The following is a 24,072-nucleotide window of genomic DNA, read 5'->3' as shown; positions in this document are numbered from 1 at the left end:
CTCCTATTCCTCTTCTAAAATAGAGCATAGATATAAAAAAGACATATCATCTTCACTCAAGTTTTCTCTTTTAACTTGTTTCTCTTGTATTCTTTCAAGTTCTTTAAAGAATTCTTTCTTTAAAGTGTTACGATCTTGATTCATTTAATAATTCCTTTGTAGATTCTTTACGTAATCTACTGCGACTTTCTCTGATTAGATTTGAAACTTCTTTGATTTGTTCAAACTGTATTTGTAAGTCATTTTTTAAGGCGATTAAAATATGCTCTACTTCAGGTAGTGTCGGGTTTTCGATATTATTAATTTTTGCTCTATAAAATAAGAATGGTAGTGCACAGTAATCTGATGTGTGCCCCATATATGAAGTTATTTCTGTTAGTTTTTGTTGTAGTTTCGCTGTGTCTTTAGCGAGTGTTGCTTTAATTGCCGCTAATACATGTCTCGAAGAGTTTATTAGCTCTCCTTGTGCTTGCTCTAGCCAGCTTGATGTGAAATTTAAATCACTTTCTACAATACCGTGTCCTGATAGATGTTTTCTTTCTATCTTTCGATATAAGAAGTCTCTTGAAAGATATCTTTCAAGTTCGATTTCTGTATCCATACGGCCTTCTATATTCTTATAGAATCCACCTAGCTCATCATGTTTAATTTGATAGATTGAAATATCAGTATTTTCTAAATTTTGAACATCTTTGTTTAGAAAATACTTATCTAATACATAAACAATATCATCTGCTTTTATGATCTCATTATTTCTAACTTGCTTTTCTGTATGTGCACTTGGTCCATAGGCAAAGTCTCGATCCTTCACTCTTGGAGTGATTATGATGCTTTCTTGATTAGTCGATCCTTGCTTTAGAAATGGAGAAGGTCCCATTGAAAGCTCTATTGTTGGAACATCTAAGATGTCGGCCATATGTTTAATTGCTGTATCTGGTGTAATTAAAAGGTCACAATTAATTAGTACTGAAGGTAGTGCACTGAATTGTGCTTCAATTGTAACGGCCTTTTGCTCTAGTTCTGAATTGATCTTGTTAGCATATGATCTTTCTTCAGAATTTGGTGCAATAACTAAAATTGGAATTGTGTCTTCTTTGTGATTTAGTTTATTTATTAAGTTTATTAGCTCTTGTCTTTCAATCATTTTATTGATGTTTGAAGCTGTTAATTGTACTGCAACTAGTTTGGGATCAATTTTTCCTTCTGCTTTTCTCATCTTTAAGAAATTTTGATGACAAACTTTGTTGTATTCATTTGATACATGTAAAGCGTTGAATGAATTATTTTCTTCAATACCCACCATCTTGTGATAACAGTCATTAAAATTAAGTGGTGCATATTTTTGTTGCGTTAAAATATCGTTGAAAACGACGGCCCATTCATTTGAATATTTAACATTACAATTTAAATCAAATTGAATACCTTTGAATTCTTTGTTTAGGTATGATGCAAGACTTGTTGAAATTCGGTCATTAGAGTAGTTAATTACTAAATTCCAGCTTTTATTAATTTCTTTAATTGTTTTGCCAAATTCATCAAGAGCAAAGCCGTTCGAATAGATTTTATTTTTCTTGTAACTTACAATCTTCTTTCTATCTAAAGTGATAATGTTCTTTACACCGTTAAGAAGCTGCGCTGATTTTTCAAATTCTTTATTAATTAAAACAGTGATGTTGGCATCAGGATTGTTATTCTTGATAGAAGAAATAAGTCTTCCCATTTGGAAAATGTCACCATGTCTTTTGAAATTGATAATAAGTATATCTTTCATCTATTCCTCTTATCCTTGCTTGATAACTGCATCAAATGCTAGGAGTAAAAAATCATTTTTATTTTTAAATTGGTTTGTTTGATAAATGGCACTTTCAATATGTTGATCAATGCTTTTGTCTTGATCAGCATTATATAAAAGAGACTTTAGTTCACTCGACTTGATGTGCTCAATACAGTCACTGATTTTGCTACTTGCTTCAAAATCTAAAAATGCTTTGTAAAATGTATTATAGAGTGAAAAAGACGGAGCATGTGTTAGAATTGTCGGCTTTTGCGATAGGAAAGAAGCGACATTCTTTTCTTTATAAATGCTAGCGATATTATCTGTAGCATAGACTTCTATATTCTTATTAGGGAAAAGGTTGTTTTTAATACATTCTGCATACGTTTGTTCATTTGGTTCAATCACAATAACTTTGTAATCTTGTCCATGGTACGTTTCTAGAAGTTTACAGGCTTCATAAACATGGTAGGCAAAACCTAAACCTAATATTAATAAATTCTTATTTTCTTTAAGCTGATGCTCAATGTTGGCGATTAACTTTTTAGCTTCTTTTGCTGGATGGTAGTTCGAATGAAGATGTACTCCGTTAATAACTGGTACTTTCAAATTACTACGCGATTGTTTAATCTCATAAGAATGAATATCTAAAAAAGAAAGTGATTTCGCAGGAATTGCTTGTGCTGATTCTTTTATTAATTCCATATTTTCCTCGTCCTAAGGCCCAATGGTCTTTTGTATAAGTGAAGCTCTATCCTAGAGCTCCACCATATTATACTATAGTTTTGATTAAGGGGGCAAACTGGTCTAGTATTACCTGTTCTTTACATTGTTCAGGTTGTATCCCTGGAACTGTTGACGCTTTTTGAATACTGTTGAGATCTCTTTAGTAGTTGACTCTTTTGCTTGGGCCAAGAGGTTTAAACACTCTTCATCGAGTCTTTGGTTTTCTTGAACTAGTTCTGTAACATCACCAATCCATGCTTTGAAGATTTCCATATCTTCTTGTGGATAAATAGCTTTATTATTTTGCAGCTCACTTTCTATTTCATCCTGGAGTAGGCGAATGATATTAATCAACCTTTCTCTATTTTCTGAAATATGTTCGACTAGGTCATAACGGCCATTATGACATGAGCTAATCATGGACTTCGTTGAGTTAACAAGAAGTCCCATGAGTTCAAGGTGTCTCGTGATCTTGTCAAAGATCTCCATATTTGCCATTATTTGGCCTTCTGCTCAACTCTTAGTTGTTTAACAGCTTCTTGCCACCCTTCGTAAAGAGTTGTTAGTACCTCTAAAACTCCTTTTAGGGGCTCTTTATCAATCTTGATATTTGCTTGTGTACTTGAAAAAAGCATAAAGTCATATAATGAAGAAAGCTCTTTTGCTACATCACCACCAACTTCAAAATCTAGACTGCTATTAAGCTCTATAATAATATCTTGAAGCTTCCCAATATATTGTCCTTTTCCTGCAATATCTTTCTTTTCAATAGCTTCAATTGATCTTTTACAGTTCTTAATTGCAGCTTGATAAAGCATAAGTAAGATTTGTTCTTTACTTGCTGTTTTTACAGATGTTTGTTTGTAGGCTCCTAAACCGTAACTCATTTACTTCTCCTTAATTATCCCATTGGCTGAGGTCCGCCAAGGCCTGCACCTTGAGAGCGAATCCTAGACATGGTTCCTTCTAAGCGTGAAAATTTATCTTTTAAGTTTTTTTCTTTTTGTTGAAGCATGTTCTCTCTTTGAGCAATCCTTCTATCAATTGTTTCGATATTATTTTCTAGTGATCTCTTTCTTGAAGACAGTAGGCCATTTGGAAATTGAAGAAGTTGTCCAACTGTCTCTTTGAGGTTGTCGATGAATCCATTAGTTTTCGTACCGTCTTCATATCGACCAGTTAGTACTTCAGCGATATGGTCATAGTCTTTTTCCATCACTGTTTGAAATTTCTTTTGATCAAACTCAAGTAAACCTTCTCTTGAGAATTGGATACCAAGTTCTCCAATACGAGAAGTGCTACCATCTTTTAGTGGAATATCCTTAAATATGGCATTTCTTAATCTTGATTCAATAGATTGTAAGAGAATATCCCCACCAAGTGTTCTTGAGGTATCTGTTGTCTCATCCATTGTGTTTTGTTGTTTGATAAAAGTGAAAACACCGTTAATTTGGTCAATAAGTGACTTAACTTTTTCTCCAATTTTTCCAGCATCTTCGCTGATATTGATTGTGAATTCATCACCTGGCTTTGCTTTTTTTAGATCTAGTGTTACACCCGGAATTAGCTCTGCAGCTTTATTCTCTGGCAATTCAATTTCAAAGCCATCAAGTGCAACAACTGCATCTTGGGCCTCTCTTTCAAACTCTATATAAAAGTCTTGTTCACCATCGACGAAGTAGAAGTTTGGAAAATCTGCTTTATTAATATCACCTGTATCTTTAAGCGAGAGAATAAGGCGCCACGGCGTATCTGATTCCGAGCCATCGTTGATGACACTGGCCCTTAGTCCTGATTCTTCGTCTCTGTTAATTAACTTGGCGACTGATTTTAGAGATGCATTATCTGCGTCGATATATATTTCTTTCGTATCACCGTTTGGTAGTGAGTATTGGATAAAACCTACACCGATATAACTCTCTTCAGGATCGGCAAAGCCACTTGTCATGGCCGACGATTTTTGTGCAAGTTGTTTTACTTCAAATTGGTATGTTGCGGGTTCTGCAACATTTTTGTCTGCTGTAATTCCAACGATATCATCATTGCCAATCACACTTAGTTCTCTAAGTGATCTAGCACTACCGTTTTGGAGGAGGGTTCCACGCATTCCTTCAACAAGGGACGTAAGTTCTTGAACAAGAGCTTTCTTGTCAGCGACCTTACCCTTACGTACTTCCATATTTTGGATTGGAATACGTTCAGCCTTCATAATTTGCTGAACAATATCCTTAGGAAGTCCTGTGTTAATGGAGCCCATTGCTATCGACAAAAATCCTCCTGATTTTAAATGTGAAAATCCTTTTCACACTTGTCTCCAACTCAGATTTTATCACACTTGAGGTTTTTTTTCCGTCGCATCATTAGTGGAATAATTTTCTAGGCAAGGCACCTTCGTCATTTGATGTTTTAGGCGCTATAATAGGTAAATCCCTGAAAATAAAAAACCCGCCTTTTGGGCGGGTACTTTTCGAGAAAGTAATTTTTTTGGGATTGGGATTTTGTACTAAATTTATCGGGTATTATGGTGAAAACTTTAGAGAAAAAGTCGGATATTTACATTGAAAAGACAAAATTCTTGTTATTTCGACTAGTTACATATTTTACATTCTTGTTATTGCCAATTTATCTACAAAAGGAAGTTAATCTCGCGCCGATTTGGCAAATTATCGCAATGATCTTCTTCTCAATGTTTATTGTTTCCCAGTGGTTTCTACTTGGAAAAGAAATTGATCACCGATTAAAGATCTACTTTAAAGTAAATTCGTCAATCGACAGAGTCGTGTATCGACTCTTCATGGGAATGTTCTTCATGGCGATATACTTCAACCTTTTAAGCTTACTGCCACATAAGTGGAGTTATAATATTTTTTGGGTGACGTGGATTGTAATGGGGCTGTTTTACTCTTGGCCTACAAGAGGAAAGATCATTAAAGAGTCTGTATCTACAAACTTTCATGAATATCGCTACCTTGATAAATTTGAAAAAACGGTACTCTTCTTAACTGTCGTCATGTTCTTTACTTCGCTGCCTCAGTTACCGAACTTGTTTTCGACTAGTTCTTTAAGACTATTTTTTGATCCAAGTGAAAGAGTGTCTGGAGCATTCTGGAATTTTATATCAATTAACTATATTCCATTTAGTAAGTATCCAAAGCTCTTAAACCTTTCGTGGTCGATTCACTTCTACTATGTGACGATGTCGTTATTTCTAATGACGTTCTATGCGCTTCTTCGAAATTTTGTTTCAAGAAGATTGTCACTTTTAGGTGTCTTTGCGTTAGTTTCCTCATGGTCATTTTCAAAGATATTAGCTAATAATTACGGTTTTACCCTTTTAACGACTTTTTCAGTGGTATGGGTATGGTCTACTCTTTGGTCGACAAAGAGTTCTACGTACCGCTCAGGGCTTTTTATTGGCCTTTTAGGTGCGTGGGGGACAGTTCTTGATAAATCCAATATTATCCTGCTCGTAGTCCAGCTACTATTAATCCATTTCGTCTTCTTTAAAGAGGAAACAGCTTGGTATAAGAGACAATTTTTTAAGTACACGCTACTTGGAGTTTTCTTATCAATATCTCTTTTCTTTTTATCTACTAGTACGATCTCGATCGAGATGATTGAAAGTGTAAATATTATTTCTTCAGAAATATCAAGGCTAGTCTCACGCAAGTCGTTCTTTGTACTGTCATTCTTTGGCCTATTTATTTTTATATATAAAATTCTTGCTCAAACTCGCAGTGAGAAGCATAAGATTCTAAATATCTCACATGACTCTTCAATTAAGGTCGCGATCTCTATTCTGTGCTTACTTCTAATTGATCTGTTATTTAGCTCAAGAACCTTTCAGGACTTCTCAATATTATGGCTCTTAGCTTTCTTTAGTGTCTTGCTTATCGAAGTGATCTTTCAAAAGATTAGAGGCCTTAGAAGCTCTAGAAATATGATCTATGCGGTCTATATTATTATTTGTCTACTAGACTCGCACTTTGAGGGCCGAGTGAAGATCCTACTTAGAACAATTGGAGCAATTGACTAAAATCCTAGGACTTAAATTTATTTATTTATATGAGATTTAAACTATAATTAAATTAACGTTAACGATGAAAGGGAGTTTCATCTGTTTAAGTCTCATATAACAAGACAATTGTTTGAAGAGTTTTCTGATTCCTACAAAATGCGCAAAGACGCAACCACTTCCCATCCATTTGTATTTGTCGATCCAGCTGATAGTAGTATCAAGCTGATTGCTAGTTCATTTACATATGATGACGGAGAAGAGTACGGCGCTATTTTGGCAAGTAGTGATGAATTAGAATTTATGGTTACTTCCGAGTAATCCTCTTCTACCTTATTGAAATAACTATTATTGTGCTTTGAGCACAAGGGAAATCCATCCCCCAAAATCTTACTTCATTTATTCGAAAAATATTATTGACAAGCTTTAAAAGCACTTTGAAATGTGCATATGTGGATAAGTTGGTATTTTTTGTTGGTAAGTTTACTTGCAACCTGTCAAAACCTGTCATCACATCGCAACATGCATGGTAAAGTGTTGAAAATAAGGCATTTCATTAGTAAAAGTTAATTTAATGAAAAATAACCAAGCATTATGGTCAAGTGTGGATAACTCTGTTAATAATGTTAGTAAAAAACCTGAGTCAATAAGTTTTTTCACAAAAGAAATTTTTTTTTCGCGCTCAGATGTAAGAAAAATGTCGTGTACTTACAAAAATCGACTTTTTCAGTTTTTTGAATAATGTTAGTCTAATATTACATATAAGGTTTAGTTAATGACGTTTAAAGTTAAAGATTATTATTACAATAAGGCCAAAAAAGAGAACTTCCTGGCCCGCTCTATTTACAAGTTAGAAGAGATTGATAAGAAGTACAAGGTTATCGAAAAGGGTAATAACGTACTCGATCTCGGCTATTATCCTGGTTCTTGGATGCAGTATACAAGCAAGAAGATAGGCCCCGAGGGCTTTGCAGTTGGTATTGATATTAAACCAGTCAATAAGAAGCTTTTAGGAGTTAAGAACGTAAGGTTATTCGAGAAGTCTATTTTCGATGTAACGACTGTCGAAGAACTTGAGTTCGATCGAAAATTTGATGTCGTTATTTCTGATATGGCCCCTAATACAACCGGTGTTCGCTCTGTTGATCAACTGAGAAGTTTAAATTTAATTGAACAAGTTTTTGCACATTTAGATGTCTTCTTAAGAAAGGATGGAAACTTCGTTATTAAAGTATTTGATGGCCATGAGGCCCAAGTCTTTCTAAAATCACAAAGAAGTATTTTTAAAGAATTCCACTTCCTTAAGCCGAAATCTACTCGTTCGGTAAGTAAGGAGTTCTTTGTGATTGGTAAGGGCTATAAAGGTGTTCAAGTATAGGTTTTTGTATAAGTATTTATTAGTTTTAGCTCCGCTCGCGTTAATAGGTTATTTTTTAGTAGGAAAAGACGAGCAAAAGAAAATAGAAGTTAAGCCAAAGGCAAGTGTCATCGATAATCAACAATTGAGGCACTACCTTTCGAGCCAGCTTTTAGATCCTAAAACTCCATTCAAGCAAACGATTTCGCATAATTCAAAATCCTATAAAGTTAATTATTCAACAGATCCTAAGTTAGAAAGCTTTGTAAGGAAGCGTCTTCGTTACTATCGTCCAGATAAGGCAGCTGTCGTTGTTATGGATAATAATAATGGTAACCTTCTTGTTAGTATTGGATTTACACGTCAAGGGAAGGTTTTTGATTACCTTCTTCCATTTACTGGAACACACCCTGCTGCAAGTGTATTTAAAATTGTAACAAGTGCTGATTTAATTAATAATGAAGACTTTGATATTCACGACAAATTTAAGTATCGCGGACGTGGAACGACACTTTACAAGTATCAGTTAAAAAATAAGAAATCTCGTTGGCAGAGAACGACCTCATTTGATAGGGCCTTTGCCTATTCTAATAATGTTATCTTTGGAAAGGCCGCGATTAATAATACAACTCCAGAAGAGCTTGAGGATATGGCCAAAAGACTTGGTTTTAACGATAGCTTAATGGAAGAAATTGATTTAGCTAAGTCTACTTTTGAAATACCGCAGACAGACTATGCGATGGCCGAGATCGCTTCAGGTTTTAATAAACGAACACAAATCTCTCCTGTTCACTGTGCAGTTTTATCAAGCGTTGTGGCCAATGGGGGAGTTCTTCAATATCCGCGCCTAGCAACCAACCTTGTTGATGAACAAAATCAAACTGTTTGGGAAAATGAAGTTCGAAAAGAGCAAGTAATAGGACCTGAGACAGCAAAAGAGCTTTCTGAGTTAATGCAAGGGACGATTAAGCGAGGTACAGCAAGAAGAACATTTAGAAGGTATATGAGCCGAAGAATTTCTAATAAACTTGAGATCGGTGGGAAAACAGGTTCAATTACTGGTGGTTTTCCATTTGGTAAAAGAGATTGGTTTACTTCTTATGCTAAACCTAAAAAGAATTTAGACGATAAGGGTATCTCTGTGTGTATTATGATTATCAACTACGAAAAATGGTATGTTAAATCAACAAAATTGGCACAAGAGATTATTTCAAAATACTACCGAGGAATTAAGTGAGTGATATATTAGAAGAGAAAATAGCAAGTCGTAAGAAAAGCTTTCTTAGGATGTGCCGTGATTCATTTTTAATTATTCTATTTCTTCTCACTTTCAGATCTTCTTTCTATGAACCTTATAGAATTCCTTCTGGATCAATGATTCCAACATTGGAGATAGGTGATTTTATTCTTGTCGAAAAATTTAGTTATGGTTTCAAACTTCCTTTCTCTGATATTGCTTTAGGTGGTATTAACTCAAACCCTTTATACATATTTAGAACAAATGATGTTAAACGTGGTGATATAATTGTTTTTAAATATCCGAATGATCCAAAAATTAATTATATCAAGCGAGTTATTGGCTTACCTGGTGAAAGTATAGAGATTAAGAATAAGAAGATCTACATTAACGGTAAGGAAATAGCGGAAAAGCTCATAGCTACTAAATATAATGATAATTACGATTATCTTGAAACTACAATGCAGGACAAAAAGTTTGTTGTAAAAAAAGACATGGATAATATCTATAAACTTAATTATCCACTGACAAAAATTCCAGAAGGACACTACTTTGTTATGGGTGATAATCGTGATAACTCTTCGGATTCGAGAGCTTGGGGCTTTGTCCCATTCGAAAATATCAGAGGCCGTGCATTCTTCGTCTGGTTTTCAATGATGCAAGATAGTTATACCGGTCAGATGAATATTAAGTCGGAACGTATTTTTAAGACGATTGAGTAAGATCAATACGTGTTGCCCCGTCATTTCCTTCATCCGGTGACCAACTTAAATCGCGCTGTCTTCTAAGTTCATTTCTAAGCCATTTCTTTAATGTTCCATCTCCATGTCCGTGGACAATAATTAAATATGGAATATGACCCATTCTAAGATCGTCTATACAAGAGAAAACCTTTTGCTGAAATTCACTTAAGCGCATTCCACGACAATTAACTTCGGTAGTGTAGTTGATCGTTTTAAATACATTAATTTCAACTTTTTTGGTCTTTTGAGGCTTCTTATTATTAATACCTTGTTGATCAAAGAGTGATGCCTTTGGTACAGAAATCTTTTTACCATTTACTTCGACAACACAATTCTTCCCCTTGATCTCAAAGACAACACAAGTTGAGTTTAGTCGATCACAAAAATAACGTGATCCAATTTTTATCTCTGTGGCAACTTGTCTTTCTTCTTGTGGCTTTTCAATTTTACTTGGCTTGAGCCTTTCATATTGTTTATTTAGTGAAGAGATTTCATTACTTAGACTTTTGGATTTTACATCATTGAGCCCTTTGATAATCTTTTTAATCTCTTTCTCATATTGATCAAAGGCCCTTTGTTTCTCTAAAAAGAGAATACCCTCTTGAGATTTCTTTTGGTTCTTGAGTTCGTGGTTAAGTTGTATATTTTCTTTAAGTGTCTTATCGATTCTTTCTTGTTTCTTTGACAGGTCTTGTAAAAGTCTTTCATAGGTTACATATTTTGTATCAAGCATCTTTTTTGCATCATCTAATATGAACTCAGGTATATTATGCTTCTTGCTTAGACGATTAAAAATTTCTAGCGCCATCGATGAACCAGGAGTTCCAATAATTAGCTTGTAAGTAGGTGTATTGTTATCAAAATCATAACCCACATGGGCCGAGATAAACTCCTTACTTTCTTGTATTTTCGTCTTTAACAGCTGGTGGTGGGTTGAAATTAAAACATCACATCCTAGCTCTTTAGTGACATAGTTAATGATTGAGTAGGCAAGAGAGGATGCTTCATCAGATGATGTCGAATTAAAAATTTCATCCGCTGCAATTAGTGAATCATTTTGAATATTCTCAAGCATTGATAAAATTACTTGAACTTCTCCGGCAAATGAACTGAGTCCCATCTCTAAGTCTTGATAGTCACTGTCGAAGTAGAAAACATCGCTTTTGTATTGTAATTTAGCTTTTTGTGCAGGAATAAATAATCCAAGCTTTAAAAATAAGTGCGCAATAACAATACTTTTAATGGAAACTGTCTTCCCTCCCGTATTTGGCCCAGAGATGATAATTCCTCTCATCTTATTTTCGACTTCGATCGTATTTCGAACACAGTTTTCAATAAGGGGATGATAGAAGTCTACTAGGTTAGTTGCACCATCTTGGCTTACTTCTGGGTAACAGAAATCCTTAGTATGTGAATAACTAGCTAATGTATATGTATAGTCTAGATCGATAAAGAACGAATAAACATTTCGCATTGTCGTGAGATCGTTATTGATCAGATCACAATAACCTTTGCAAATTTGAGAAATTGCGTAATCAATTTTTGAATTGATCTCAATTAATTCATTAGACATTTTTCTTGTTGCAACCGGCTCAACAAAGAGGGTATTTCCTGTTGAGGATCTTGCTACAATACTTCCTAAGTCACTTCGGTAAGAATCACTTCTGATAGGAATAACAAATCTTTCATTGATAATGTCAAAGGTGTCCATTTGCAAGCGCTTTGATATATCCTCATCTTTTAAAATAAAGTTAATCGTCTCACGGATTCTTCTCTCTAAGCTTATTTGCTCTTGTATCAATGGCGCAATAATAGGGTGTTTTTCTAAGTGAACACTTCCATCAGCATCCACAAACTTACGAAATGGATTAATGAATTTCTGCTTAAGTCTCTGTGTTTTATTAACTAATTCATCTAAAAAAACTCGGTAATTACCAAAGTTTAATACACGTTTAGTTGAAAAAAGGTTCTCGATTGTATTAGCTAAGAAATTTAGCTGATCTAATGTTGCAACGCCACCTTTTGCAATATAATTTAAGGCATTGTGGTTCTCGTCACTATCTCTCAAATTGCTAAAGAAGAAATCACCAAGATTACCTGTTTCATCAATTTTCTTAATAATCTCATTTAAGTCATAAAAATGTTCATCTAGTTGTTCAGATTCGAATATCTTTGGTTTATGTTCTATAATATTCTTATTAACTTGAAACCTTGCATGGGTGATAATTTCAGAAGCAATCTTGCTCCAGTCAATATTACTCAGTGTTTGTGACAAAATTGTTGGATTATTCATGAATTTAAATTTCTCAGAGCTAGGGCGAAATGTCGATAAAATTAATGCGCAATTATTTGAAAATGGGGTGTCGACAAACCCAAAAATTCAAAAAATCTTTTCCTCTGGAAAGCTTGTTCTATTACAGTTGAGACTCAGAGGTAAGAATCTTTGTATCACACTGGGAAGAGGTGGAGAGCACTGTGGAATTTGGGATTCAATTACAAGTATACCTTCTGAATATAGAATAACGAGGGATCAATTCTTAGAGTTTTTAAGATCAAATATTAGAAACGCACGTTTGAGTGAAATTGAAGTCGATACGAAAGATAAATGTTTAAACTTTAAGTTTTATGACAAGAGCAACCTCTTGCTATTTTGGAAAGGACGTCAGCTATTTTTCTCTTATGTTTATCTAAATGAAGGGAAAAGATTGCATTTCTCTCCATGGCAATCGAATAAGAAGCAATTATTTGAATTTGAAGACTACTTTGATATTTTCAACGAACTTGGACGTAAACAATTAGATAAGAAAGACATCAATGAGAACAAACTCATGTTAGATGAAACTGAAGTATTTAATAAAAAAGCTGAGACGACTTATAATAAGAAGTTAATGCGAAAGAAGAAGTTTATTGAAAAAGATTTAGAAAATTGTCAGGTCAGACATGAATTAGAAAAAAAACTAATCAATGACGAATTGGACTTAAGTGAGCACGTCTTTAAATACAAGAGTCTTAAAGCAAAATTTGATTACGGCCTTAATTATTATCAAAAGAAAAATGTACTTTTTTCAAAGATAAAGAAGCTTAGAAAGGGTGAAGAGTTTCTAGAGAAACGTCTTGCAGATGTCATTAAAGAAATCGAGTCTAAGAAAGTCGTATTTGTTAAAGAAAAAATAAATGTGCCTGTTTGGAAAAAGGTAGCTCAAAAGAGTACTGAAGTTAATAAGTCAGATGATCACTCAGTTTTTAGATGGAATAATATTTCTATTGCAGTTGGCCTAAATACAAAAGGAAACGATTATATCCGTAGTAAATGGTCAACTAAAGGCGATATTTGGTTTCATCTTGATGGAGATAAAAGTGCTCATGTTATTGCCAAAAATTTAGAAGGCTTCGATTTCGATAAATACAGTGTCGTAGCATCAATATTGGCCGATTATAGTGAATTTAGTGCAGATCAAATACCTGTTATTTTTACTCAAGTAGAAAATCTTAAAGGAGTAAAGGGAGCTGCAGGTAAAGTTATTTATAAGAAAGAGAAGCATTTGATTCTCCCTAAAGTCAATTGGAAGGAAATAATTTCAACTAGTTGGTAATGGTCTATGTCCCTTTTAAAATAAGTTAAAAGGACATATTATGCTGAAATTTAACTTATCTCTAATTGTTGTTTTATTACTTTCTGTTTCATCAGTTTTTTCTAACAATAGTAGTATCTTTAACGATCACAAGTTAAGAACGTATACTCCATTAGAGGGACAGATACAGGACTTATTCTTTGATATTCGAGAGCCAAACTTAGAAAAATACGTAAGGTCAAATACGGCCTTAGAACCCGATGATGTTTATTATCGAGTCTACTGGGTGTATCCGAATAATATTAGAATCAGAGTAGAGGGGCTACCCGAGAAAGGTTTTGATTTACTTAAGCAAACGTTAATTGCAAAAGTTAAGCCTTATGTCGAATTAGTGTTAGCGAAAAATTTAACGACACCTCTTGAACAGAGTGCATTTAAGAAAGATCCAAAAAATAATAGTCGCTTTATTAGAGTTAAAGATAAAGCGGAGTTACTTGATTTAAGTATTGAGCTATATTCGAGTGGACAAATTAAAGAGATCGAATCGAGTAGTCCACAATTGCATACAAAAACATCATTTTCTTACTCTAAAAAATCATGGGCAAAAGGAAAGAGTGTGATCTCTCAGATCTCTATTTCAGAGGGGAGAGGAGCTTCTTCAGTAATTAAAGAGATTGAGATCGAGTATGATAAATTTGGAACTTTCGGATTACCAAGTAATATTGAAGCAGTGTCATATGTTGTGACAGGGGATAAGAAGGTTGAGCTAGGTAAACTAGATTTGAAAATTCAAAATTATCAAATCAATACTGGGCAAGCTAAAAAGATTATAGGCCTATAAATGAGACAAATAGAAATTAATAAAAAAGTTAGACTTCACTTTGAAAGTAAAGTTATTCATTTATCTGAAAATGACATTGAAGACTCTCTCCGTTCACATCGTCCTGGTGAATGGTGTCGCTTTAGTCACTTGAAGAATAAGTATATTGGATTTGTTAATCCAAATTCAACACGAAAAAAGAATATCGCAATATTTAAATCATCGCTAGAGCCTTGGGAGTATGTAGCAAAATCTATTGAAGATGCAATAAGCTATCGTTCTGAAATAGGTTATGGGCAAGATGCTCGTTTAGTTTATGGTGATGAAGACGGACTTCCTGGGCTAATTGTGGATGGTTACAGAAATTGTGTCATTCTACAAATTAACACAGCAGGAATGGACACTTATCGAAATGAAATAAAAGCACATTTGCAAAAGCTTCTCGATAAGGAAGTAATACTTCTGGATAATAAGAAGTATCGCGACATTGAAGAACTTCCTGTTTTTGAAAGTGATGAATTACCTGAACTAATAGAAATTGAAGAAACCGGTTTTAAGTATCAGATCAAAAGAGAGATGATGCAAAAGGTGGGATATTATTACGATCACCGCGAAAACAGAAGGAAATTTGAAGAGCTAATAAAGAGAACAGGGCAAAGCTATAAAACAGGGCTTGATCTTTTTACGTATGTGGGTTCTTGGGGACTTCACCTTTTACGTGCAGGTGTAGAGCAGGTTGAGTTTGTTGATCAAGCAAATATGGCAGATGTGGTTAGTAATCACGTTGAACTCAATAACTTTAGCAACCGTGGTAGTTTCACACGTCAGGATGTCTTTAAGTTTTTAGATGAAAAAGTAAGTGAAGGACTTAGTTATGATGTGATCGTTTGCGATCCTCCTGCATTTAGTAAAAGTTATAAAGACAAGAAAGCCGCTATTAGTGGATATGAAAAATTATATACTCGTATTTTTAAAATGATTAATAAGGGTGGAATTCTAGCGGCAGCATCATGCACACAAAATATCTCAATGAATGAGTTAGATCAATGTGTTGCTAGAAGTGCTCAAAAGAATAATCTTTCAATTAGGTTAATTGATACAGGTATTCAGGGACTAGATCATCCTATTAGTCGACTTGATTCAAAATCAAATTATATAAAATATTTAGCTTATAAGGTGGAAAGAAATGACTGATAATTCAAGACAGAAGGTTAATAGTGTTTTAGATAGGGCAAAGAGAATAGTATACGGTCAAGATGAAATGCTTGATAGTATAATTGCGGCATTAGTCTGTGAAGGACATCTTCTTATTGAAGGTATGCCTGGTTTAGGTAAAACATTATCTGTATCAACAATGAGTAAGCTTTGTGATTTAACATTCAAAAGGGTTCAGTTTACGCCTGACCTACTTCCTTCTGACCTAGTCGGTACAATGGTATATTCACAACAGAAAGAAGAATTTTCTACGAAGTTTGGACCAATCTTTACACAACTTTTACTTGCCGATGAAATTAACAGATCACCAGCTAAGGTACAATCTGCACTATTAGAGGCTATGGCCGAAAAGCAAGTAACGATTGGTGATTCTACACATAAGTTATCGAGTCCATTTGTTGTACTTGCAACACAAAACCCTATTGAGCAGGAAGGAACTTACCCGCTTCCAGAAGCTCAGCTAGATCGATTTATGATGAAAGTAAGTGTTAATTATCCCGATTTTGAAGCAGAGAAGTCAATTCTTGATTTAGAAAGTATTAAACAAGACTTAAGCTCTATTCTTTCAACAGATGATATTCTTTCAATTCGCCAAGAGATTGATAAGGTTTATGTCGATGATAAGATGAAGGATTTAATTATTAAGATAGTAAGAGCAACAAGACCTGGTGATAAACACTTTTCTCCAGATTTTAAAGGACTTGTGCAAGCGGGGGCTTCACCTCGTGCTGCTATTTGGTTACAGAAGTTAGGACGTTTTAACGCATTTATGGCGCAACGTGATTATGTCACACCAGATGATGTAATGAAAGTTGTTGCTTCTGTTTTAGGGCACAGAATTATTTTAACTTATGAGGCATCTATTGATGGATTAAACCCAAGGGACTTAGCAGTTAAGATTGCTCAGAAAATGATTTAATATGAAAACACTTGAAGTACATCAAATTGTTCAAAATATGAAAAATAGTTTGTTCAAAAGAGCAAACTCATTTTCTATTGGCATGCTTAAATCTCACTTTAGAGGTACGGGGTTAAAGTTTAAGGAACATCAGGTGTATGTTCATGGTGATGACGTTCGTTTTATTGACTGGAAAATGGTTGCTAAAACGAATACTCCATATATCAAGACATTCGAAGAAGAAAGGAATGTTGAGATTACTATCTTGCTTGATTGTAGCCCTGGCATGGTTATTGGACACAATGGTAAGTCAAAACTAGCTGCTGCTTTTGAGATTATCTCGTTGCTTTACTTACTATCTGAGAAAACTCATGACTATATAGAAACAATTATCTGTTTGAATGATCGAGTTGTAAGAGTTCAAAAGAAGAGAGGTGAAGCAGGTCTTGTCGCATTTGTTGATGCACTAAGAAAGTCTAGCGTTATAAATAAGGCCGGAGAAATTGACACGGAATATCTTGTATCTCAAAAAGAGCGTAATTTTGAAAAATTTGATGCTGAGTTAGTAAGAGAGTTTTATAAGAAAAGAGAAGTTGTTATCCTTAGTGACTTTTATGAGTTCTTGTCGCCAGAAACTTTGAAAAGATTAACAGCACGAAAACATGTACATGCTTTTAGATTACTTTGTCCTCTCGATACTTCAAATGAGTTTCGTTTCTCTGTGATTGGACGTATTGCAGGGAAAGGAAGCGGAAAAGTTGATGCCAAACTTAAAGGAAAAGTCGAACCATTAAATTATGGATTTAGATTCAAAGACATTAATGTCGGAGATCGCTACTTGGAAGATTTTGTTAAGGAGATGTTATAATGAGGTTACATTTCTTTTATTCATTTCTTACAATCGTTCTAATGTCTATCACTGTAAACACTAGTGCTCTTGATACAAAAATAGAACTGAGTCTTGAAGGTGATGAGAAAATTTGGAGTGTTGGTGAAATTCGCGATTTTAAACTTACAATTTATCCTATTACAGATGTGATTGATGAAGATATTAAGAATAATTTAATGTCACGTGACTTTGCCGACATTGTTAAGATATCAAAAATTAATAAACAATATTTTTTAAAAACAAATCCGCAATACTATATCGTAGAAGCTAGTGGTGTTTTAGTTGCAACACCGAAGAGTTCCTTTCCAAAAATATGGGATTATCGCGGTATGGCCCTTGGCGTTTCATTTTCTGGTATTAACTTTCAAGATACTGCAGTTGAACAACAAGACTTTATCGTATTTGATAAGAAATTAGAAAAAGATAAGTCTATTATCGATTATGTCTTATATGTATTAGTTCTTCTGGCCCTTGTTCTAATCTCGTTTTTTGGGTTTCAAGTATACAATAAAAAGCAAAGAGTTAAAAAGGCTTGGGCCGATAAGGTTGATTTATTTAAGGATGCTGATACTCGTGAAAAACACGAGAATATATATTCTGAGAAACTAAGTTTTGAAGAGTTATTTGAAGATAGGAAAATTTTAAAAGACTACTTAAATAAGATAAATGAGCTTCAGTATAAGAAAAATTGGACTCATGAAGATGATTTAACAATTTCTGATCTCCATAATCGTGCAAAGGAGAATATCATTGTTAAGTAATTATATATTCCACAATAAATATTTGTTTATCGTAGGTATTATAGGCTTTCTATTTTGGTGCATCGATTTTTTTGCAATCTTTAAAAAAGGGGAATTAATCCTTCCTCCACGCTATAGCCTAAAATCCAGGCCGTCATTTTTAAGAGGAATTTTATTTCTTGCCTCTCTTGTATCATGGGCACTTATCAGCTTTGCTTTAATGGGCCCAAAGACTCCGATGGGTAAAAGTAATGTAAAAAAAGAGATTAATGACATTTATTTTGTTGTTGATGTTTCTAGATCGATGCTAGCGGAGGATTTTCCTCCCAATCGATTAGAAGCTGCGAAAAGCCAAATAAGAAAATTTGTAGAGCTATCTCCTGTTGATCGAATAGGTATCATCATGTTTGGAGATAAGGTATTCACGCTAATTCCAGTAACAACAGATTTGAAACTAGTAGAACAATCAGTTGAACAAATTAATATTGGATTTCTAGGATCGGGAACAAATATTGGTGATGCTCTTGGGCTTGCCCTTGCTAGATCAGAAACCAGTGTTGCTGAGAATAAATCAATAATTTTACTAACTGATGGTAGCGCAAATGCTGGTCTAATGTCACCTATGCAAGCCGCTGAGAAAGCTAAAGAATTAGGGATAAAGATCTATACGATTGGTATTGGTGGTGATCCAGATGCAAAATTACCAATTGGACGAGATGCTTTTGGTAGAAAAAGATATCAAAATATGCCTGGTGCAAGCATGGACTTTGAAACTCTTCAAAAGATTGCAGAACTATCAGGAGGTAAGGATTTTGTTGCCTCAGATAATGACTCTTTGAATGAAGTTCTTTCAGAAATTAATAAACTTGAAAGGAAGGGACTTGAGATTAAAGGGCGTATTATTTATCAAGAAGATTATTATAAGTTTTTACTCGCAGGTGTTTTACTTTTGATGTTAGTTGAAGGAACACGTCGTCTATACTTAAGGGAAGTTGCATAATGGATTTTGTTAATACAAAGCTATTGATCATTTCTATTGTAGCGGTTGCTATATTTATCTCTCTTTTGTACTTGCTAAGAAAGCGTTTTTTTAAAATAGTTAAACAGGTTTGGAATTTTAACTCTAGGCCAGTTAGTAAATTGTCAATGTTGTGCTATACCTTGGCCTTCTTTGGTTTTGCGCTTTCACTTGGTGACCTTCGTGGCCCCGAAGAGCTTGTTGAATCAAATATTCCTAATCAGCGAACTTTAATATTAATTGATAATTCATTAAGCATGCTGGTTGAAGACATTAGACCTAATCGCATTTCAAAAGCTGCTATTATTGCAAAGCACTTTGTTAAAAATGCTTATGGCCATCAAGTTGCCTTAAGTATTTTCTCAGATATACAACGTAAAATTGTACCATTTACAGATGATGTCGATATTCTAGAGTCTCGCTTAGGGACAATGTTAAGTGCTGCTCCTGAAGGTGGATCAAATGTGAGTCTCGCATTAAAGGAAGCATTCCAATTCTTTAAGACAAGTGATGGTTTTACAAAGGGAAATATTCTTTTAATCACAGATGGAGAAGAACACTCTAATGTTGAAGTTGATATTCCTAATGAAATTAGTTTGGCAATTGTTGGAGTCGGAACTGAGGAAGGAGGAAAAATACCTATGCGTGGAAAGCGTGGTAACTTCTTCGGTTACAAAAAGTTTAATGGCGTTGAGATCATTTCTAAATTGAATAAACATTTTTTTGAGAATCTAGTTAACAAATCAAAGTACGCCAAAGTATGGTTTGTGGAGTCCTATAGCTTACCAACACAAGAGATTCTTGGGTTCTTTAAAGATATTCATTTAAATTCCTTCACTAAGGGGACATTGAGATCTAGGCCTGTTTTAGGATACTGGTTAATTGTTACAAGCATTATCTTCTATATTCTATCTGTGTTATTTGGTCGTTTTAAAACATTTAAGACGATTACCATGCTAATTCTAATTTCTTTGTTTATTGTTCCATCTGGCAATAATTATGCTCAAGAAGAAGTAGAGGTCGATCCAATGCAAGAAATGCTAGTTGATAAGATGAGAGCAGGAAATATTTCAAAAGCTGAGAAGTTAAAATTGGCAGAGCTTTTTTTAAAACAGAAAGATGGACAAAAGCAAGCTGCAGATATCTATAATGAAACACTGAATAATTATGAAGCTGAGGAACCAACAGACCTTTTTAATTATGCAACAGCTCTATTAAAAAATAATCAATTTGTCGATTCTGTTAATCTTTATAAATATATCTTGGAACAAAATGCAGACAATGAAGAGCTTTCAGATGCAATCAAAAAGCAAATTAAATTTGCTCTTCAAAAGCAAAAGCAGGATAAGAAAAAGCAAGAAGAAGATAAGAAGAAACAAGAAGAAAACAAAGAAAATAAGGATAACAAAGATAATAAAGAGAATAAGAAACAGGACCAACAACAGCAAAAGAAAGATGGTCAACAAGAAAAAGACGGTAAACAAGATCAAGGGCAGAAGGGTCAAGAAGATAATAAAAAAGATCAAAAAAAATCTGATAAAGGTAATGAAAAGAAAGACCAAAGTCAGTCTGAAAATGAAAATGATAAAGATGATAAGAATAAGAAAAAGCAAAAAACTCAGCAACAACAATGGAAAGATCTTGAAGATCAGGCCAAGAAGAAAAAGCGCATGAGGAAAGCGAATGGCGTCTTTAAGCAGATTATGAATGATGATTCGCAACTACAGAAAAAATTTATCGATACAACTTCAGATGGAAATAATAATCGTAAGGATTGGTAATGTTTAAGTATATAATTTTAATTCTATTAACATTTTCTTCTATCGCACAAACGATAACTGCAAAAGTAAGCTCATCTGAGGTCGCGTTAGAGGATTCGTTCAAACTAATAATCAATTTTGAATATCAGGGAGAAACAGAACCTTATGTAAGCTTCAAGCTTAATAATGCTGAAATAGTCTCTGACAATACAAATGATGCTAGTCGACTGATGGTAAAAGGATATTTTGCTGGCGGTAAAATGATTCAGAAAAAAGTCTACAATTATGTCTATGAACTTAGAGCATTAAAAAAGGGAAGTGCTGTAGTTCGAGATATTAAAGTTGACTTTGGAAATGAAGTTGTCAAACACCGTTCTTTATCTATTCGTATTCTAAGTCAAAGGGCAAGGCTTCAAGATTATTTTATACGTGCTGAAGTAGATAAAACACAGGCATATGTTGGAGAGAAGATTGATCTTGTCTACTATGTATACTTTAAGGGTGAAATAACTAACCCAGAATTCGTAAAATTTCCGGTACAAAAGAATTTTTTAAAACGTTTTGAGTTACCTCGTACCAATGTTGAGAGAGTAAGTGTTCAAGGAGACGTTTATAAACGTATACCTGTTTATAAAAGTGTTCTTTATCCTGAAAAACCTGGGAACCTTTCGATTGATCCTATCGAAGTTCGTTTTCAACACCCTGATTATAAAAACAGACAGGGAAATGCCTTTGGGATGTCATTTTCATTTAGTTCTGCAACTTATAAGTCGAAAACGATTAGAAGTGATCGTGTTAAAATAAAGTCCCTTCAGATTCCTATGGAGAATATGCCTAAGTCTTTTACTGGACTTGTTGGTAAACACACTTTCAATTTAAGTCTTAATAAAAGTAAAATTGTTGTCAACGATGTGTTAGAGGCCCGTTTAGAAGTTCGTGGTGATGGAGCACTTGAGAAATTTGATGCACCTACTTTAATTAATTCTGACGCGTTTGAAGTTTTTGAAACAAGAGCGGAAATGGTTGAACAAACTCCACTAATTAAAAATAAAGTATTTGATTATACATTCTTAGCAAAGAGAGCAGAATTTGTTTCTCAAAGAAAGATTGAATTATCGACATTCAATCCAGTTACAGGACAGTTTGAAACGACGGAGCTAGTTGTTGATCCACTTGTGATTATTGGTTCTGGTAGTGCGGCATCAAATATCGCATCTAGTGAGACAAAAGAAGTTGTTAAAAATAATCAGGTTGTTGCACCTACTGTACAGAAAACGATTCTTGCAGAAAATATTATGGCGCCAGTATTTGTTACCTCTAGCAAAAGAAACCTGTGGGATATTATTAATTATACGCTAGTGGGAATCATAGTATTAATTCTAATAATTACGGGGTTTCCTTATATCCGACTCTTTGATAGAGACCCTTTTAAAAACCTTAAAAACGAATTTAATTATTCAAATATTTTTCATCACATCACAATATTTACACCAAGTGTACACGGTGATAGCTTAAATGATCGTATTAAGGGGATGAAGGTTTCAGATGAAGCTAGAAAGTACTTTTTCGACCTTGTCGATAACGCTGGGAAAAATGAGTATAAAGGCGCTAAGTTACCTCTTAAGTATAAGAAAGAATACTGGCAAGAACTAGCTAGAGCAGACTATGAAAATAATTAAAAGCTTAAACGAAATAGAATGTGATAATTTTGCAGTTACTATTGGTAACTTTGATGGTGTTCATCGTGGCCATCAGAAAATTATTAATCAAATATATAATGAATGCCATGATGATGGATTAAAACTCGTTGTTATAACATTTACTCCACATCCTATAGAAATTCTAAATCCAAAAGAGCACTACCTAATTAATAGTTATGAAGAAAGAAGAGAGCTTCTTTCTCATCAAAATATTGATTACCTATTAGAGATCGAATTTAATCGTGATCTTTCGATGAAAGAACCTGAAGTATTCTTAAATGAATATATTTTCAATCATATTGAACCGAAAAGAATTTATCTTGGTCATGATTTTGCCTTTGGTGCGCAAAAGAAAGGAAATCATGAATTTGTTAAAAGCTTTTGTTCATCAAAATCAACAGAAGTAAATGTACTTTGCTCTTATGACGTTGAAGGTGATAAGGTTTCTAGTACAGTTGTACGTGAGTCTCTAGCAAATGGTGACGTTGAAAGTGTTGGAAAGTATTTAGGACGAAACTATTTTATAAGGGGACGTGTTATAAAGGGTGCTGGCCGTGGCCGTCAAATTGGAATTCCTACAGCTAATTTGGCCCTTGATCGCTATCGTCGTTACCCTAAAAATGGTGTCTATATTACGAAAACTAAGTTTGGTGAATCAACTTGGTACTCAGTAACAAATATTGGTCATAATCCTACTTTTACAGATGGAAATAATGTTTTCGTTGAAACACATATCCTAGATTTTGATAATGATATTTATGGAAATGAACTAGAGGTATCATTTATTAAAAGATTAAGAGATGAAAAGAAATTTTCATCAGTAAATGAACTTATTGAACAAATTAAGTTAGATGTGAAAAAGACGCGAGAATATTTTAATGCTTAAATTGGGACTTCTAGGGAAGAATATTCAACATTCGAAATCACCAGAAATCTATAATGAACTCTTCGATGGCCAAGTTGAATACAGTCTTTTGGATATTAACGATGAAAAAGATATTCCACAATTGGAAGAGATATTTTCAAATCTTCAAGGTCTTTCAATAACAGCACCGTATAAAAAGCACTTTCTAAACGATGTCTCGTTGGAAGAAAGTGTAAAAGAAATAGGTGCAATTAATTGCATTAAATATGATGGGACACAATTTTTTGGCACAAATACTGACTATTTGGCAGCTAAAGAAATCATTCTTAACAACTCATATGAACAAAAAGAAATCGTTATGCTAGGTGATGGCGCAATGACAAATATGTTCAAAGTCTTATTTAAAGAGCTAAATATCAATTATCACCAATTCTCTAGAAAAAAGAACGGTGATCTGAACTCTATTAAATACGATTCCTTTGTTAGTCTAGATAAAGCTTTGATTATCAATTGTTGTGCACGTCAATTTCAATTCAATTCTGTGTTATCAAAAAACTCAATTTTTTGGGATATGAACTATTCTCATGAATATCATCAGTCTTTTCTGAGTAATAAACTCACTTATGTAGACGGAAGTGAACTTCTTTACCTACAAGCAGTAGAAGCAAAAAAATTTTGGAACTTTACGTTATAATAGTAAATAAATAGTAAATAGTTAGAGTATCTAAGTATTCAATATTTAA

The 24,072-nt window shown here is 33.9% G+C and carries 23 protein-coding genes; 16 read left to right on the top strand and 7 right to left on the bottom strand.

Going from position 1 to position 24,072, the window contains the following annotated elements:
• Window positions 1-3: 3 nt before the first annotated feature.
• The 6 genes from ACRXC1_RS15320 to fliD form a co-directional block, all read right to left on the bottom strand.
• A complete protein-coding gene (locus ACRXC1_RS15320) occupies window positions 4-144 on the bottom strand; it encodes a hypothetical protein (protein WP_433660100.1) in 141 nt (46 codons plus the stop codon).
• Window positions 128-1,771, bottom strand: coding sequence for a glycosyltransferase family 9 protein (locus ACRXC1_RS15315; RefSeq protein ID WP_433660098.1), 1,644 nt, complete (start codon window positions 1,769-1,771; stop codon window positions 128-130). Before ACRXC1_RS15315 ends, ACRXC1_RS15320 begins: the two co-directional genes overlap by 17 nt.
• Before the next feature lie 9 nt (window positions 1,772-1,780).
• A complete protein-coding gene (locus ACRXC1_RS15310) occupies window positions 1,781-2,479 on the bottom strand; it encodes a hypothetical protein (protein ID WP_392910996.1) in 699 nt (232 codons plus the stop codon).
• 108 nt (window positions 2,480-2,587) lie between these two features.
• Window positions 2,588-2,998 carry a hypothetical protein gene (locus tag ACRXC1_RS15305; RefSeq protein ID WP_433660094.1) on the bottom strand — a complete coding sequence of 137 codons (411 nt, stop codon included), beginning with the start codon at window positions 2,996-2,998 and terminating at the stop codon, window positions 2,588-2,590.
• Entirely contained in the window at window positions 2,998-3,387 is a 390-nt protein-coding gene (fliS, locus tag ACRXC1_RS15300) for a flagellar export chaperone FliS (RefSeq protein ID WP_392861197.1), read from the bottom strand. The genes ACRXC1_RS15305 and fliS overlap by 1 nt, the downstream gene beginning before the upstream one ends.
• Window positions 3,388-3,401: 14 nt before the next feature.
• A complete protein-coding gene (fliD, locus tag ACRXC1_RS15295; protein WP_433660091.1) occupies window positions 3,402-4,769 on the bottom strand; it encodes a flagellar filament capping protein FliD in 1,368 nt (455 codons plus the stop codon).
• 345 nt (window positions 4,770-5,114) lie between these two features.
• Between fliD and ACRXC1_RS15290 the strand changes: the two genes are divergently transcribed.
• From ACRXC1_RS15290 to lepB, 5 genes are all read left to right on the top strand, one after another.
• The gene (locus ACRXC1_RS15290) at window positions 5,115-6,536 is read left to right on the top strand and encodes a hypothetical protein (protein WP_392911003.1); all 1,422 of its coding nucleotides are present in this window, start codon (window positions 5,115-5,117) and stop codon (window positions 6,534-6,536) included.
• 138 nt (window positions 6,537-6,674) lie between these two features.
• Complete coding sequence (locus ACRXC1_RS15285) at window positions 6,675-6,836, top strand: hypothetical protein (protein ID WP_433660089.1); 162 nt, start codon at window positions 6,675-6,677, stop codon at window positions 6,834-6,836.
• A gap of 454 nt (window positions 6,837-7,290) precedes the next feature.
• Window positions 7,291-7,893: an SAM-dependent methyltransferase gene (locus tag ACRXC1_RS15280; RefSeq protein WP_021267437.1), complete on the top strand. Its 603-nt coding sequence runs from the start codon at window positions 7,291-7,293 to the stop codon at window positions 7,891-7,893.
• Between the two features lie 4 nt (window positions 7,894-7,897).
• Complete coding sequence (locus ACRXC1_RS15275; protein ID WP_433660086.1) at window positions 7,898-9,109, top strand: penicillin-binding transpeptidase domain-containing protein; 1,212 nt, start codon at window positions 7,898-7,900, stop codon at window positions 9,107-9,109.
• Window positions 9,106-9,831, top strand: coding sequence for a signal peptidase I (gene lepB / locus ACRXC1_RS15270; protein WP_392911009.1), 726 nt, complete (start codon window positions 9,106-9,108; stop codon window positions 9,829-9,831). Before ACRXC1_RS15275 ends, lepB begins: the two co-directional genes overlap by 4 nt.
• Here lepB and ACRXC1_RS15265 read toward each other — a convergent pair.
• Complete coding sequence (locus tag ACRXC1_RS15265; protein WP_433660084.1) at window positions 9,815-12,145, bottom strand: endonuclease MutS2; 2,331 nt, start codon at window positions 12,143-12,145, stop codon at window positions 9,815-9,817. The two genes, lepB and ACRXC1_RS15265, sit on opposite strands and share 17 nt — an antisense overlap.
• Between ACRXC1_RS15265 and ACRXC1_RS15260 the strand changes: the two genes are divergently transcribed.
• From ACRXC1_RS15260 to ACRXC1_RS15210, 11 genes are all read left to right on the top strand, one after another.
• Entirely contained in the window at window positions 12,144-13,445 is a 1,302-nt protein-coding gene (locus tag ACRXC1_RS15260) for a hypothetical protein (RefSeq protein ID WP_433660082.1), read from the top strand. The genes ACRXC1_RS15265 and ACRXC1_RS15260 overlap by 2 nt on opposite strands.
• A 40-nt stretch (window positions 13,446-13,485) precedes the next feature.
• The gene (locus ACRXC1_RS15255) at window positions 13,486-14,265 is read left to right on the top strand and encodes a hypothetical protein (RefSeq protein WP_433660080.1); all 780 of its coding nucleotides are present in this window, start codon (window positions 13,486-13,488) and stop codon (window positions 14,263-14,265) included.
• Complete coding sequence (locus ACRXC1_RS15250; RefSeq protein ID WP_392911017.1) at window positions 14,266-15,438, top strand: class I SAM-dependent rRNA methyltransferase; 1,173 nt, start codon at window positions 14,266-14,268, stop codon at window positions 15,436-15,438.
• Complete coding sequence (locus ACRXC1_RS15245; RefSeq protein ID WP_392911019.1) at window positions 15,431-16,378, top strand: AAA family ATPase; 948 nt, start codon at window positions 15,431-15,433, stop codon at window positions 16,376-16,378. Before ACRXC1_RS15250 ends, ACRXC1_RS15245 begins: the two co-directional genes overlap by 8 nt.
• Window position 16,379: 1 nt before the next feature.
• The gene (locus tag ACRXC1_RS15240) at window positions 16,380-17,225 is read left to right on the top strand and encodes a DUF58 domain-containing protein (protein WP_433660077.1); all 846 of its coding nucleotides are present in this window, start codon (window positions 16,380-16,382) and stop codon (window positions 17,223-17,225) included.
• Window positions 17,225-18,007: a hypothetical protein gene (locus ACRXC1_RS15235; RefSeq protein ID WP_433660075.1), complete on the top strand. Its 783-nt coding sequence runs from the start codon at window positions 17,225-17,227 to the stop codon at window positions 18,005-18,007. The genes ACRXC1_RS15240 and ACRXC1_RS15235 overlap by 1 nt, the downstream gene beginning before the upstream one ends.
• A 217-nt stretch (window positions 18,008-18,224) precedes the next feature.
• A complete protein-coding gene (locus ACRXC1_RS15230) occupies window positions 18,225-18,986 on the top strand; it encodes a VWA domain-containing protein (RefSeq protein ID WP_392911025.1) in 762 nt (253 codons plus the stop codon).
• Complete coding sequence (locus ACRXC1_RS15225) at window positions 18,986-20,785, top strand: vWA domain-containing protein (protein WP_433660073.1); 1,800 nt, start codon at window positions 18,986-18,988, stop codon at window positions 20,783-20,785. The genes ACRXC1_RS15230 and ACRXC1_RS15225 overlap by 1 nt, the downstream gene beginning before the upstream one ends.
• The gene (locus ACRXC1_RS15220) at window positions 20,785-22,443 is read left to right on the top strand and encodes a hypothetical protein (protein WP_433660071.1); all 1,659 of its coding nucleotides are present in this window, start codon (window positions 20,785-20,787) and stop codon (window positions 22,441-22,443) included. The genes ACRXC1_RS15225 and ACRXC1_RS15220 overlap by 1 nt, the downstream gene beginning before the upstream one ends.
• Window positions 22,430-23,350, top strand: coding sequence for a bifunctional riboflavin kinase/FAD synthetase (locus ACRXC1_RS15215; RefSeq protein WP_433660069.1), 921 nt, complete (start codon window positions 22,430-22,432; stop codon window positions 23,348-23,350). The genes ACRXC1_RS15220 and ACRXC1_RS15215 overlap by 14 nt, the downstream gene beginning before the upstream one ends.
• Complete coding sequence (locus ACRXC1_RS15210; protein WP_433660067.1) at window positions 23,343-24,023, top strand: hypothetical protein; 681 nt, start codon at window positions 23,343-23,345, stop codon at window positions 24,021-24,023. Before ACRXC1_RS15215 ends, ACRXC1_RS15210 begins: the two co-directional genes overlap by 8 nt.
• The last annotated feature ends 49 nt before the right edge of the window (window positions 24,024-24,072 follow it).

It is taken from the genome of Halobacteriovorax sp. GFR8, assembly GCF_050955245.1.
In the GTDB taxonomy this organism is placed as follows: domain Bacteria; phylum Bdellovibrionota; class Bacteriovoracia; order Bacteriovoracales; family Bacteriovoracaceae; genus Halobacteriovorax_A.
The sequence above is the reverse complement of the archived record's forward strand: the minus strand, read 5'-3'. Positions and strand labels throughout refer to the sequence as shown.